This window comes from Labilibaculum sp. DW002 (assembly GCF_029029525.1).
GTDB lineage: Bacteria > Bacteroidota > Bacteroidia > Bacteroidales > Marinifilaceae > Paralabilibaculum > Paralabilibaculum antarcticum.
In genome coordinates this window covers 1,305,300-1,319,127 of sequence record NZ_JAKJSC010000001.1, presented here as the reverse complement: position 1 = coordinate 1,319,127, position 13,828 = coordinate 1,305,300, and the positions used below count along the sequence as shown (strand labels likewise).

The window sequence follows — 13,828 nt, the reverse complement described above, 5'->3', positions numbered from 1 at the left end:
ATTCACGCATTAAGGTGAAGAATTGTTCTAGTAGTTATGTACGAGAAAGTAAGTTTTAGATTTCTGTACGATGAGGTGTAAATTGTTAAAGTAAGAGAAGTATGATTTTTGAATCAGGAAATAAAATGTTACGAGTGTTGTTTTTGATACTAGCAATGTTTTTTATTAATACACAAGCACATTCAGAAACCAAAGTTTATTTGGTACAAGGAGAGAAGGCTACTCAAGTTGAAAAAAGTACGGTTCTCGATTTGAAAAATGATTTGTCCAAACTTATTAATGGAGAAGTATTAGTGCTTACAAATGAAAGAAAAATTCCAACCGATGGAATTGTTTTCTTACTTGGAACAACAGAATCTAATAGAAAGATTGCAAAACTTGCTAAGTCTAAAAAGATTTGCCTGTCGGCAAAAGAGCCAGGAGCGCGCGGAGGAATTTGGGCAAAGGTAAATTTGAAAAAAAATAGAGAAGTAATCGTGATTGGAGGCTCTGATGTTCAAGGTCTGCAGTATGCTATTTATGATTATTCTCATCAGGTTTTAGGTATTGATCCTTTCGAATACTGGACGGGCAAAATGCCAGGTAGAAAGGATAATTTTGACTTTTATAATTTTGACAACAAAACAATAGCTCCGCCTTTGGTTCCTATTCTGTGTTATTTCGAAAATGATGTGGACGAATTGGCAAACTATAGAGGCAAATTACTGGAATACGATTGGGAATCCTATACTGAAATGATTAATTCATTGGTGAGAATTCGTTACAATGCCATTCAGTTTTTTGATATGTTAGGTCGACCTGAATTTTTTATTCGACCGGAATATAAAAAACTAAAGCCTGATTATAAAATTGATGAGGAATACCTTGAGAAAATGATCGATTATGCTCATTTAAAAGGAATGGAAGTTCAAGTTGACTTATCCTTAGGTTATCAATTGCATCCATTGGCTGTTGACGAATCTTATTGTTGGACGACTTACAAAGATAAATGGATAGAAGGATGGAAATACTATTTCGAAAAAACGTCTATTGCTAAAGCGGATATCTTTTCATTACGTCCCAGACATCAGGTGTGGGATTGGGAATATGAAAGTGATTGTGGAGAGGATAAAACAGAGGTTTTTAATGAGGTGTATTTGGAATTAGGGCAGTTAATTGATCATTATAAACCTGAAGCAACGAAAATTGCATTCTGTTACCACGATGGAATGGAAATGTTCAATGAAGACTTTAGCCCACCTAAAGATTGGATAGCTGTGTGGTGTGATGATGGTTTTGGTGATTTTAAATATTGGCCGAAAAGTACTAAAGGTTATGATTTTGGTACTTATATGCATGCTGGATTTTGGAAAAATCATACCGTTCATAATCCTTACCCTATGATCGTAGATACGATCATGAAGAAAATGTTTCGAGAGTATGGTGCTGATAAGTATTGCCAAGTAAACGGGCAGAATTTCAGACCATTTTTATTCAATTTGGAAGCTTATAGCGAGGTATGCAATAAGCCCGAAGAATTTAATGGTGAAGATTTTTATAAAGCCTGGACTGAGAGATATTTTAGTAAAGATGCTGCAAAGTCGGCTGTTGAATCGATGAAGATATTACATGAAGTTCAAGAAGGAAGAAATGGATATGTGCAACACTTATGGGAAATTCGAGAAGCAATTTCATACCTGTCTAATTCACCAATTCAAAGTCCAGGTAAGGAACCGATAGCTTATTCATACGAGAGAGTTGATGACGATATTGAGAAAGTGAAATTAGAGATTCAAATTTTTGCCGAAGCATTAAGTAAGGCTGAAAAAGGAATGAAATCTAATGAAATCAATAAGGAGTTCTATTATTCTTACATTCTACTCCCAACGAAATTATATTCAGATTTAATTTCTTTTGAAAGTACTCTTCATGAAATGGCTTTACTGAAGAAGCAATTTGAAGAAACGGGTGATGAGGAGTTAATAGCTGAAGCCGAAAGACTTTTAGAAGTTGGAAAAGAAAAATTAGAAGTAGTATATAAAAACTCTAAAGAAGGTGATCAGGATTCAAAATGGGAAAATTGGTATTCTCCAGAAATTCGTCGCCCTAATAATGGGTTTCCTACTTTTGAAATGTTAGAAGATATTGAGACTACACTTAAATCATTAAAACAATAAAGATGTTTTGTATGAAATCACGATTTATGAGACTTATAACAATTAGTTTGATCGGTTTGCTGTTTGCAGGATGTCAGACTTCAGAAAAGAATACAGAATATGTAAAGTATGTTAATCCATTAATTGGTACGGCACCTTTTACATCAGAAAGCACACTAAAACATAGTGTTGGTACCGAGAATAATTCACAGGTAGTTCCATGTGTTACGGTGCCATTTGGGATGACCAATTGGACTCCTCAAACAAAGGCGACAGAGACCAAGTGTCATTCTCCATATTACTATACTGATTCAATTATTCAAGGATTTAGAGGAAGTCATTGGTTGAGTGGCTCTTGTGTTCAGGAATATGGAAGTATGACGATTATGCCTATTTCGGGTGCATTAAAGTGTTTGCCAACTGTGCGTGGATCTAAATTTTCACACAATAACGAAATGGCAAGTCCATATTTGTATCAAGTACACCTAGAAGATTATGATATTGATGTAGAGATGACGGCGACAAAGAGGTCTGGCTTGTTCAAATTTACTTTTGCAAAAGAAGGTGAAGCTCACATTGTTGTAAATCCTAATAGTGACGAAGGACAAGGTTTTATAAGAGTTCTTCCAGGAAGAAATGAGATCATAGGTTACAATCCTGTTCACCGAATTTATCAAGGCTGGGGCGAAGAAGCTGGTTTTAGTGGCTATTTTGTTGTTCGCTTCAAATCCGATTTTGAAACTTATGGCGTATACCAGGGCGATAAAATTTATGATGGAGAGCAACAAGTTGCTGATCTTGAAGATTTAGGAGCTTTTGTTTCTTTTATGGTTCAGGAAAATGAAGAAATTTTTGCTTCTGTTGGTACATCTTTTACAAGTATTGAGCAAGCAAGAAAGAATTTAGATACAGAAACCGATAATCTTGATTTTGATATTGCAAAAGATCAATTGAAATCTACTTGGGAAAATCTTTTGTCGAAAGTACAAGTTGAAGGAGAGGTAGAAGAGGATAAGGTAAAGTTTTACACAGCAATGTATCATAGCTGTTTGCAACCAAGAACATTTAACGATTGTGATGGTTCATACGTGAGTTTTGCAGGTGGTAAGAAAATTATGAATAGCGGAGATAAGGATTATTTCGTCGATTTTTCGATGTGGGATACCTACAGAGCTTCGCTTCCTTTATTCAATTTTTTGATGCCAGATGTGAGCGCTGATATGATGAATAGTCTCTTTCTAAAAGCGGAACAAGGCGGTTGGCTGCCAATTTTCCCTTGTTGGAACAGTTACACATCTGCTATGATTGGTGATCATGCCATTTCTGCTATTGCAGATGCTTATTCAAAAGGAGTCATTGATATTAGTGATAAACAATATGGCTATTTGCTGCAAAATGCGTTTAAGTCACCCGATACTTTTGAGGAATACAAAGAAGGAAAAGGGCGCCGTGGCTTGAAATCTTATCTGAAATATGGATACATTCCATTAGAAGACGAGGTGAAAGAGTCTTATCATGATAAGGAGCAGGCATCCAGAACTATGGAGTACGCTTTTGATGATTTCGCACTAAGCCAAATCGCTAACAAGCGCGGCGATACTGTAAATTCAGAAATATTAACACAACGAGCATTAAATTATCAGAATGTATATAGTGAAGCTGACTCGTGCATAAGAGGAAGATATGCTGATGGAAGTTTTACCGATGAATTTGATAAGTTTGTTCGTATGCCTTACATTACAGAAGGTACGCCTTATCAGTACACATGGTATGTACCTCACGATATGGCAGGCTTAATGGATTTGATGGGTGGACAAGATGGTTTTAATACCAATTTAGATCGCTTTCATTCTATAGGTCAGTATTGGCATGGTAATGAACCAGGACATCAAATTCCATTCCTATACAATTATAGCGGTCAACCATGGAAAACACAAGCTTTGGTTACTCAAATAATGGATACTGAATACATTACAGGTCCTGGAGGATTAAGTGGAAACGATGATGCAGGTCAGATGTCAGCATGGTATGCTTTTGCTGCTATGGGATTTTATCCTGTCTGTCCATCTGTTCCTGAATATGTGATCTCAGGTCCTCGTTTCGATAAAATTAAAATTCACTTGGAGAATGGAAATGCAATCGAAATTAATGCAAAAGGAGCTTCAACAGGTAACAATTACATTCATTCATTGAAGGTAAATGGCGTTAATACGGATCAGAATTTCTTTAATCATTTCGATTTGATAAAAGGCGGAGTTCTTGATTTTGAAATGGGTGAGCTTCCTAATAAAGAATGGGGAACGAGTAAAGAATCTCGACCTCACTCGCTAACGAGAAAATAGATTGAAACCTAATTATCCAGCTCATACAAAGGATCTATTCCTGATGTAGATTGGCTGGTTGGGAGCAATTAAAAAGGTCCCATTAAAACGTAATAAAGAAAAGTGATGAAATATAAATTATTGTGTTCTGCCTTGTTGTTCACCTTATGCAGTTTTTCTGTTTTCGGACAGCTTAAAAATAAAGCTGAAGAGGAAGAAAAATTTATGGATATGGGTTTAGGAATCTTTGTCCACTGGAGTATGGATTCTCAATTGGGAAGTGTAATTAGTCATTCCCTAGTTGGAGCATCAGACGATTACGTAAATAAATATTTTAAGGAGCTACCCAAGACTTTTTATCCAGATAAATTTGATTCGGATGAATGGGCTAGATTGTTCAAATTAACAGGTGCTGAGTATGTGGTGTTCACGACAAAGCATCACAATGGGTTCTGTATGTGGGATACAAAAACCACTGATTTTAATATCATGAATACGCCTTACGGGAAGGATATTACAGACATGCTTTTTACATCATTACGAAAGTATGGATTGAAAGTGGGAGTGTATTTTTCGCCTGAGGATTTTCATTTTCTACACGAACAAGGCACCCTAATTTCTCGAAAGCGAGAAGGAAGTCAAATTACCGATAATCCGGAACTTTTAGCCTACGATAAAACTCAAATTGATGAGCTTTTGGCGAATTATGGACCGATTGATATCGTATTTTTTGATGCTTTTAAGACAGGACCTTTAGTGCAATATATTCATGATAAAGATCCAAATATTGTGGTAACTCGAGGTGGAATGAAAACACCTGAGCAGAGTATTCCTGGTGGAGCTATGAAAGGACCTTGGGAAACCTGCATGACCATGGGAACACAATGGCAATACAAACCGACTCATGAAAGTTATAAAAGTGGTACTGATGTCATCAATAAGTTGATAGAAATTAGAGCAAAAGGAGGGAATTTCTTATTGAATATAGGTCCTAAGCCTAATGGGGAAATTGCTATAGAACAGGAAGAACGTCTACGTGAACTAGGACTTTGGATGTTCGTGAACGAAGAGGCAATTAAAAACATTCGTCCTTTACCTGGTATTATTAAAGATGGATATGTGTGGTTCACTCAAAATGAAAAGGAGAATGCCGTATATGTTTTCATCACAGGACAAGAAGATTGGTTCAAAGGGCGACGACGAAACTTTTTAATGAAGAACCTAAGAGCTACCGATAAAACAGATATTTCTGTTTTGGGTCAGAATGATTTGGTGGTGGAGTATTGGCCAGAAAATATCCCAAAATCCAGATTTATTCAGCATAAAGATCTTTTGGAAATTTCTGTTTCCAGAGCACAAAGACTTTATAACGATAAAGTATGGCCTAATCCGGTCGTGGTGAAACTAACAAATGTTGAAATCATAAAATAATAAGTGAAGATCTTTTTACTAAAAAGAAGCTCCAACAAAGGGGTTTAGTATACAATTAATATATTTTCTCGTTTTACTATAAGTTATTGCGCAATCGTAAAACATTCTAATATAGACCTTACAATGAAAATACTTGTTTCAACCATACTATTTCAATTGGTGTTAATATCTCAGTGTCTAGCTCAGCTTTGGAGTCCTGATTTAGGTGATGGAAACTTCAAGAATCCTATTGTTTTTGCTGATTATTCTGATCCTGACCTTATTAGGGTTAACGACGATTTCTATATGGTATCTTCTAGTTTTAATTGTATGCCAGGTATCCCTATTTTGCATTCTAAAGATATGGTCAATTGGAAGATAATTAATCATGTTTATCAGAGTTTGCCCTTAGAAAAGTATAATAAGCCAGCACATGGAGAGGGGTGTTGGGCACCATCTATTCGTTATCATGATGATAAGTTTTATGTTTATTTCTGTACTCCTGAAGATGGTTTGTTTATGGCAGTCACTGATAACCCCATTGCGGAATGGGAGTTGACGCATGTTGTGGAAGTGGGCAATTGGGAAGATCCTTGTCCTTTGTGGGATGACGATGGCAATGCTTATCTTGTTAGAAGCAAGCTAGGGGGTAATAAATTGATACTTCACAAAATGACTCAGGATGGGAAACGACTATTGGATAATGGTACAATTATTTTTGATGATCAGGACAAAGCACCTATTATTGAAGGTCCTAAGTTTTTAAAAAAGGAAGGGTATTATTATATAATGGCTCCTGCAGGTGGAGTGTCCGAGGGATGGCAAACTGTTTTACGAGCCACAAATATTTATGGTCCTTACGAGAGTAAAAAAGTTATGCATCAAGGTAATACTGCTATCAATGGTCCACACCAAGGAGGTTTGGTTGAGTTGAAGTCAGGTGAATGGTGGTTTGCTCATTTTCAGGATAGAGCTTCTTATGGTAGAATAGTTCATTTACAAGCTGTCACTTGGCAAGATGGTTGGCCTATGATGGGTATAGATATCAATAATGATGGTATAGGAGAACCGGTGAAGGAATATGCTTTACCCAATGTAGGGCATAGGTATGCTGTGAGAATACCGCAAACCGGAGATGAATTTAATATAGTAGATTTAGGTCTTCAATGGCAGTGGCAGGCGAACCCCAAGGAGGAATGGTATTCTCTTAATAAAAATGAGGGATGTTTAAGATTAAATGCTGTGCAGAACCTTACTCAATATGGGAATCTGTGGCACGTGCCTAACCTTCTGCTACAGAAGATCCCAGCTCCTCAATTCATGGCTACTACAAAAGTAAACTGTCATCTAGAATTATCAGGTGAGAGATGTGGCCTAGTTGTTATGGGAAGGCATTGGGCTTATGTAGGAATTGTTAAAGAAGAAGAGTCCCTAAGAGTAGCAATGTTCAAAGGTGAGTATAGTAGGCATATGGACAAGACAAGGGAAATTGAAAGCATTCCTGTTAGCTCAGAAACTATTTTTTTAAGAGTGAAAGTGACAGCAGATAAAATGTGTCAATTTGAATATAGTAAGGATGGCCGTCAGTATTTAAGTATTGGAGAATCTTTTAAAGCTACAACAGGCAAATGGATAGGCGCTAAAGTTGGGCTTTTTTGTATTAATCCTAATATGGATGAAACACTAAGTTATGCTGATTTCGATTGGTTTAGAATGGAGTAGTGTTTTTTTAGCATTTTTTTGATTCAAAAAATAATAATTACGAACAAGATATGAAACTAGGAAGATTTATTTTTTTAATTTTAGTACTACTTCCAAACATTGGTTTTAGTCAATCAGAGTATAGGTTTAATGATTGTAGTCTATCTATTGAGGAGAGAGTAGATGATCTAATGAGCCGATTAACGGTAGAGGAGAAGGTATTTTTGCTACAGGCTTCAGGTAAAGAGATTTCGCGCTTGGGTGTGGACAAATATTATCATGGAAATGAAGGATTGCATGGAGTGGTTAAAGGAGGACGTTTTACAGTATTTCCTCAAGCCATTGCACTTTCTGCAACTTGGAATCCTGACTTAATTTACAATGTGGCTACTGCAATTTCAGATGAAGCCCGTGCCAAATGGAATTTCTTGAATCAAGGAAAAGACCAAACATCAGGATATAGCGATATGCTAACCATGTGGTCGCCAACAATAAATATGGCAAGAGATCCTCGTTGGGGTCGCACACCTGAAACCTATGGTGAAGATCCATTTTTGACTAGTAAAATTGGGCTTTCTTTTGTAAATGGATTACAAGGGGACGACGAAAAATATTTGAAAGTTGTGGCTACACCTAAACATTTTGTAGCCAATAACGAGGAAGAAAACCGATTTGCCTGCAATGCTGACATATCTGAAAGAGCTTTGCGTGAATATTATTTGCCTGCTTTTAAAGCATGTATCGTAGAAGGAAAAGCACAAGCCATTATGAGTGCTTACAATGCCATAAATGGTATACCTTGTACCGCAAACAATTGGTTACTGCAAACTGTTTTACGTGATGAATGGGGCTTTACTGGTTATGTGGTGAGCGATTGTGGAGCTCCGAAATATCTAGAAAAATCACATCATTATGTAGAAACACCGCAAATGGCTGCAAAAGTAGCGATCGAAGCAGGTCTCGATTTGGAATGTGGTAACGTAATTTATACAAATCATTTGTATCCAGCTTATCAGGCTGGACTGGTAAAAAAGGAATCTATCGACAAAGCAGCTCGCCGTGTATTAGAGGCCCGATTCAAATTGGGTATTTTCGATCCTGCAGCAGGTAATCCTTACGCTAAAATATCTCCTGATGTAATTGGTTCAAAAGAGCACCAGGAACTTGCCCTTGAAACCTCAAGACAATCAATTGTTTTGCTTAAAAATCAGGATAATATACTGCCTTTAGATGCCAATGCGATTAAAAAAGTAGCAGTAGTAGGTTTCAACGCCAACCAAGTTGTTTTTGGTGATTATAGTGGATTACCAGTTATATCTCCTATATCACCGCTAAAAGGAATTCAAAACAAACTGGCCGATAAGGCAGAGGTTCAGTATGTAAAATGGAAAACTGCAGCCAGAAACCTTAATATTTTAGAGTCGGAATATCTACGCAACGATAAAAACGACGGAAAAGGTTTGTATGCTGAATACTATGACGATAAGTTTTTGGAAGGAACTCCTCAAACACGAACCGATAAAGTGGTGAACTTCGATCCAGTAAATCAGCCTCCAGATCCTTACACGAATTACAAACATAAATCGATTAGATGGACTGGTTATATTGCGCCTAATATCACGGGTGATTATAAAATTGGAGTGAATTCTGATGATGGAATTCGTTTGTGGTTGAATGATGAATTGGTAGTTGACGAATGGCACAATCGTGGCACAACAACCGATCAGGTAGATATTAAAATGGAAGCCGGTAAAAAATATGCTATCAAGTTGGAATATTTTGATAATGGTGGCGATGCAATTTGTCAATTGCTTTGGAAAGTGCCGAATGCCGATGGTGGCGATTTATACGAAGAAGATAGGCTCGCGGCTCGAAGCAGTGATTATGTGATTGCCGTAATGGGAATCAATAAAACCATCGAAAAAGAAGGAAAAGATAGAGTTGAATTAGGACTTCCTGAAGATCAGGTCAACTATTTAAAAGATATCTACAAGGAAAATAAAAATATGATTGTGGTCTTGGTCGCGGGTAGTTCCTTAGCCATTAATTGGATGGATGCAACCGTTCCTGCAATCGTGGATGCATGGTATCCTGGTGAAAGTGGTGGTACTGCCATCGCCGATGTGCTTTTTGGTGATTACAATCCTGCAGGACGTTTGCCTTTTACCTTCTATAAATCGGAGAAAGATCTTCCGCCAATGAACGATTACGAAGTTACCAAAGGCAGAACTTATCAATATTTTGAAGGAGAAGCACTTTATTCTTTTGGATACGGTTTAAGCTACACTTCTTTCGCTTATAGCGATATGAAAATTGCTAAAAATCAGGAAAGCATTACGATTTCTGCAACGGTCAAAAATACAGGAGACTACGAGGGGGATGAGGTGGTTCAATTGTATGTGAAAGATGTGAAGTCTTCGGTACAAAGACCATTAAAACAACTGGTTGGTTTTAAAAGAACTTCTTTGGCAATTGGCGAATCGAAAAGTATAAGCTTTGAGGTCCCAATTCAACAATTAATGTTTTGGGATGAAAAGTGTAATGAATGGCATTTTGAGAAAGGAGCTTTTGAGTTTATGATCGGTGCATCATCAAGTGATATCCGATTAAAGAAAACTTGTAAGGTGAAATAAATAGAGAAGTAGAAGCATGAATATATCATCAAATAGTAAATTATATCTGTTGTCATGTCTGTTTTTGACCTTGTGTACTTTAGGACAAGCTCAAATCACTAAGGTACCAACTGAAAATGATTTTGAAACGGTACTGAACAAAGCAGAAAGAATAGTAAAGCTAGCCGACGGTCATTATTTTATTGATTTTGGAAAAGCCTATTTTGGAACGGTAGTTTTACATTCCAAACAGCTACAGAAGGATAGTTTGATTGTTCGTTTGGGTGAGAAATTAACTGAAATAAATCAGATTGATAGAAATCCTGGCGGAACAATTCGTTATCAACAAGTGAAGCTTGATCAAGTTAATGCCAATCAAAATATGGTTGTTAATTTGCTTGCTGATAAGAGAAATACAAAACCTGGTGCGATTCACCTTCCGGAATCTTTCGGAGTGATCATGCCGTTCAGGTATTGTGAAATAGAGAATCTAAAGATTCCGATTGAAGAATTAGAAATCTGGCAAAAAGGATATTATTATCAATTTAATGATGAAGCAGGAACGTTTACCTCTTCGGATACAGTTTTGAATGCAGTTTGGGATTTATGCAAGCACACCATAAAAGCAACAAGTTTTGCAGGTTACTATGTGGATGGAGACCGGGAACGTATTCCTTACGAAGCTGACGCCTATATCAATCAGCTAAGTCATTATGCCGTAGATAATGTTTATTCGATTGCTCGCAGAACCAACGAATATTTTGTTGAGCATCCTACCTGGCCAACAGAATGGCTTTTGCATACCGTTTTACTGTACTATCAGGATTATATGTACACCGGTGATAAAGAGATGCTTGAGAAATATTATGACGTTCTAAAAATAAGAACCTTAATGGATTTGGAGCGTGAGGATGGATTGATCAGTTCAAAATCAGCTAAGTTAGATGGTGAATTTAAATTGGAATTAGGATTTAAAAAAGCGAATACGAGGGTAAGGGATATTGTTGACTGGCCTGCAGGACAAAAGGATACAGGATGGAAGCTTGCAAAAAAAGAAGGTGAACGTGATGGTTACGAAATGGTGGCAATTAATACGGTGGTCAATTCGTTTTACTATTACAATCTATTTTTGATGTCGGAAATTGCTGACTGCCTTGGTAAAACTAAGGATGCTACTTTCTTTAAGAAAAAATCGAAGAAGCTTAAAAAGGTCATCAATAACAAGTTATTCGATAAATCGAGAGGGATTTATATCGATGGAGAAGGTACCAATCATGCTTCATTGCATGCCAATATGTTTCCACTTGCCTTTGATCTAGTACCGGAAAAAAATAAGAAGTCGGTTAGTGAGTTCATCAAAACAAGAGGAATGGCTTGTAGTGTTTATGGAGCTCAGTATCTGTTGGATGCTTTATATAAAGCCAACGAATCGGAATATGCTTTGAAACTAATCACTGATACGACACACGACCGTACTTGGTGGAACATGATTGAAATTGGTTCGACCATGGCTTTGGAAGCATGGGATATGAAATACAAACCCAATTCAGATTGGAATCATGCTTGGGGAACTGCTCCATTAAATGTTATTACTCGTCAGATGTGGGGAGTTACACCTAAAACACCAGGTTTTGCTAGTGTGCAAATTAAACCTCAATTGACGAATCTTCAATTTTCAGAAATAAAAGTTCCTACCCTAAAAGGTAGTATCGAGGCCAAGTACATTGTATCGGATAAGAACGAGCAGATCTACGAAATTAAGCTGCCCAAAGGCATGAATGGGGAATTCGTTTTGCCGAACAGTAAGATTAAAGTTTTGTTGAACAATTGTATTATTAAAAATAAAAAAATAGTGAAGCTGAACGAAGGGATAAATACCTTGCAAATTCAGCAGTAAAAGAATTACTGTTTCCAAATGATAATGAGCAGGAAGATGAGCTGAAAAAGCGAATTTTCCTGCTCAATCCGTATATTTAAACTAACAAATAAACTGATAAACGCATGAAATTTACCTTTTCAATATTGGCTCTTTTTCTCGCCTTGGCAGGTCATGCTCAAACAAGAGACACACTTTACTTATGGCCAGATAAAGTTCCCGGTGAACTCAAAGCAAAGCGGTCCGCAATCGTGTCTGGAAATTCCAGTGGCAATGTAATTCGTCTGGCCGAGGTTACCAATCCTTCCTTAGTGGTTTTTGAACCGGCAAAACCGAATTCCTCGGGTGTTGGTATTATTGTTTGCCCGGGTGGCGGATACAATATTTTGGCCGTAGATAAGGAAGGTTATGAAATTGCAGAATGGCTTAATTCGCTTGGATATACGGCTTTTGTATTGCAATATCGCATTCCTAATAAGCAAAAAGGAGCCTTAAATGATGCTCAAAGAGCTGTTCGTTTGGTTCGAAGTAAAGCTTATGAATATAATTTGCATCCTGAAAGAATAGGAATGATTGGTTTTTCTGCCGGAGCAAGTCTGTGTGCTCGAACTTCCACTCAGTTTAAGCTCGATTCTTATGCAAAAATAGATGCTATGGATGAGTTTTCCTGCCGTCCAAATTTTTCCATGCTCATTTATCCAGCTTATCTCGATAAAGGAGAAAAGAGAAGTCTTACGCCAGAATTGACCATTAGCAAGTACACGCCACCCTTCTTTATTTTCGGAACAGCTGATGATAAATATGGAAATAGCTCTTTGGTAATGACTGCAGCTCTGCGGGATAAAAAGATACCTGTTGAATTGCACCTGCTAGGCACTGGAGGACATGGATATGGATTGCGAAAAGGAAATCCAGCAGCAGAAACCTGGCCTGCACTTGCCGAAAAATGGTTAAGTCAAATGGTAAACAGCAGGAAGTTCGAAAAGCACCAACGGGTTATGAATTTTCCGAAATCAACAGTCTATCCGAAGAAAATGCCTAAAAAGAAGGACGTTTGGGTTTTTATGATGGCGGGACAATCTAATATGGCTGGACGAGGATTTGTTGAGCCCCAGGATACCATTACTTCTGAAAGAATTCTAACGATTAATAAAAGTAATGAAGTTATTCTGGCCAAAGAGCCGCTGAACTTTTATGAACCGACAATGAAGGGTTTAGATTGTGGGGTTTCATTTGCAAATCAGTTACTCAATCAAGTACCTGAAAATGTTTCTATTCTTTTGATTCCAACCGCTGTAGGAGGAAGTTCTATCAGTCAATGGTTGGGGGATTCCATTCATCGCGAGGTGCAACTACTCTCCAATTTTAAGGAGAAGATGAATTTGGCAAAAAAATACGGCAAATTGAAGGGGATTTTGTGGCATCAGGGAGAAAGTGATGCAAATGAACGCTGCATTCCAAAATATGAAGAGAGACTCATGAAATTAGTGAGCAAATTCCGAAGCTTTGCAGGAAACAAATCTTTGCCTGTATTGATCGGAGAATTGGGAAGCTACTCGAAAAATAAAAGCAAATGGTTGCAAATAAATAAGGAAATTGAGGACTATGTCTCAAAAGATATCCATGCAGAATTGATTCCCACAGCCGACCTTATTAATCGAGGAGATAGTCTTCATTTTGATTCTCAAAGTCAACGAATATTAGGGAAACGATTCGCTGATAAATATATTCAGAGTAGAAAATAATAGTACATTACTATTCGAAAAAATTGGG

Annotated in this window: 7 protein-coding genes; all 7 read left to right on the top strand. The window is 37.2% G+C overall.

All coding sequences use genetic code 11. From position 1 onward, the window contains the following. The first annotated feature begins 101 nt into the window (after positions 1-101). The 7 genes from L3049_RS05115 (at position 102) to L3049_RS05085 (ending at position 13,800) form a co-directional block, all read left to right on the top strand. A complete protein-coding gene (locus L3049_RS05115; protein ID WP_275108721.1) occupies positions 102-2,156 on the top strand; it encodes a glycosyl hydrolase 115 family protein in 2,055 nt (684 codons plus the stop codon). A 26-nt stretch (positions 2,157-2,182) separates the two neighbouring features. Continuing rightward, complete coding sequence (locus L3049_RS05110) at positions 2,183-4,477, top strand: GH92 family glycosyl hydrolase (RefSeq protein WP_275108720.1); 2,295 nt, start codon at positions 2,183-2,185, stop codon at positions 4,475-4,477. A gap of 105 nt (positions 4,478-4,582) precedes the next feature. After that, a complete protein-coding gene (locus L3049_RS05105; RefSeq protein ID WP_275108719.1) occupies positions 4,583-5,887 on the top strand; it encodes an alpha-L-fucosidase in 1,305 nt (434 codons plus the stop codon). 123 nt (positions 5,888-6,010) lie between these two features. Beyond that, positions 6,011-7,588 carry a glycoside hydrolase family 43 protein gene (locus tag L3049_RS05100; protein WP_275108718.1) on the top strand — a complete coding sequence of 526 codons (1,578 nt, stop codon included), beginning with the start codon at positions 6,011-6,013 and terminating at the stop codon, positions 7,586-7,588. A gap of 50 nt (positions 7,589-7,638) precedes the next feature. Continuing rightward, on the top strand, positions 7,639-10,200 hold the full coding sequence (locus tag L3049_RS05095; RefSeq protein WP_275108717.1) for a glycoside hydrolase family 3 C-terminal domain-containing protein: 2,562 nt from the start codon (positions 7,639-7,641) through the stop codon (positions 10,198-10,200). Between the two features lie 16 nt (positions 10,201-10,216). Continuing rightward, complete coding sequence (locus L3049_RS05090; RefSeq protein ID WP_275108716.1) at positions 10,217-12,076, top strand: alpha-L-rhamnosidase-related protein; 1,860 nt, start codon at positions 10,217-10,219, stop codon at positions 12,074-12,076. Positions 12,077-12,180: 104 nt separating this feature from the next. Continuing rightward, positions 12,181-13,800: a sialate O-acetylesterase gene (locus L3049_RS05085; protein WP_275108715.1), complete on the top strand. Its 1,620-nt coding sequence runs from the start codon at positions 12,181-12,183 to the stop codon at positions 13,798-13,800. Positions 13,801-13,828: the final 28 nt, after the last annotated feature.

Bases quoted from the DNA above. Each gene is read 5' to 3' on its own strand.
- L3049_RS05095 (WP_275108717.1), top strand. From the start codon at position 7,639: ATGAAACTAGGAAGATTTATTTTTTTAATTTTAGTACTACTTCCAAAC.
- L3049_RS05085 (WP_275108715.1), top strand. From the start codon at position 12,181: ATGAAATTTACCTTTTCAATATTGGCTCTTTTTCTCGCCTTGGCAGGT.
- L3049_RS05110 (WP_275108720.1), top strand. From the start codon at position 2,183: ATGAGACTTATAACAATTAGTTTGATCGGTTTGCTGTTTGCAGGATGT.
- L3049_RS05090 (WP_275108716.1), top strand. From the start codon at position 10,217: ATGAATATATCATCAAATAGTAAATTATATCTGTTGTCATGTCTGTTT.
- L3049_RS05100 (WP_275108718.1), top strand. From the start codon at position 6,011: ATGAAAATACTTGTTTCAACCATACTATTTCAATTGGTGTTAATATCT.
- L3049_RS05105 (WP_275108719.1), top strand. From the start codon at position 4,583: ATGAAATATAAATTATTGTGTTCTGCCTTGTTGTTCACCTTATGCAGT.
- L3049_RS05115 (WP_275108721.1), top strand. From the start codon at position 102: ATGATTTTTGAATCAGGAAATAAAATGTTACGAGTGTTGTTTTTGATA.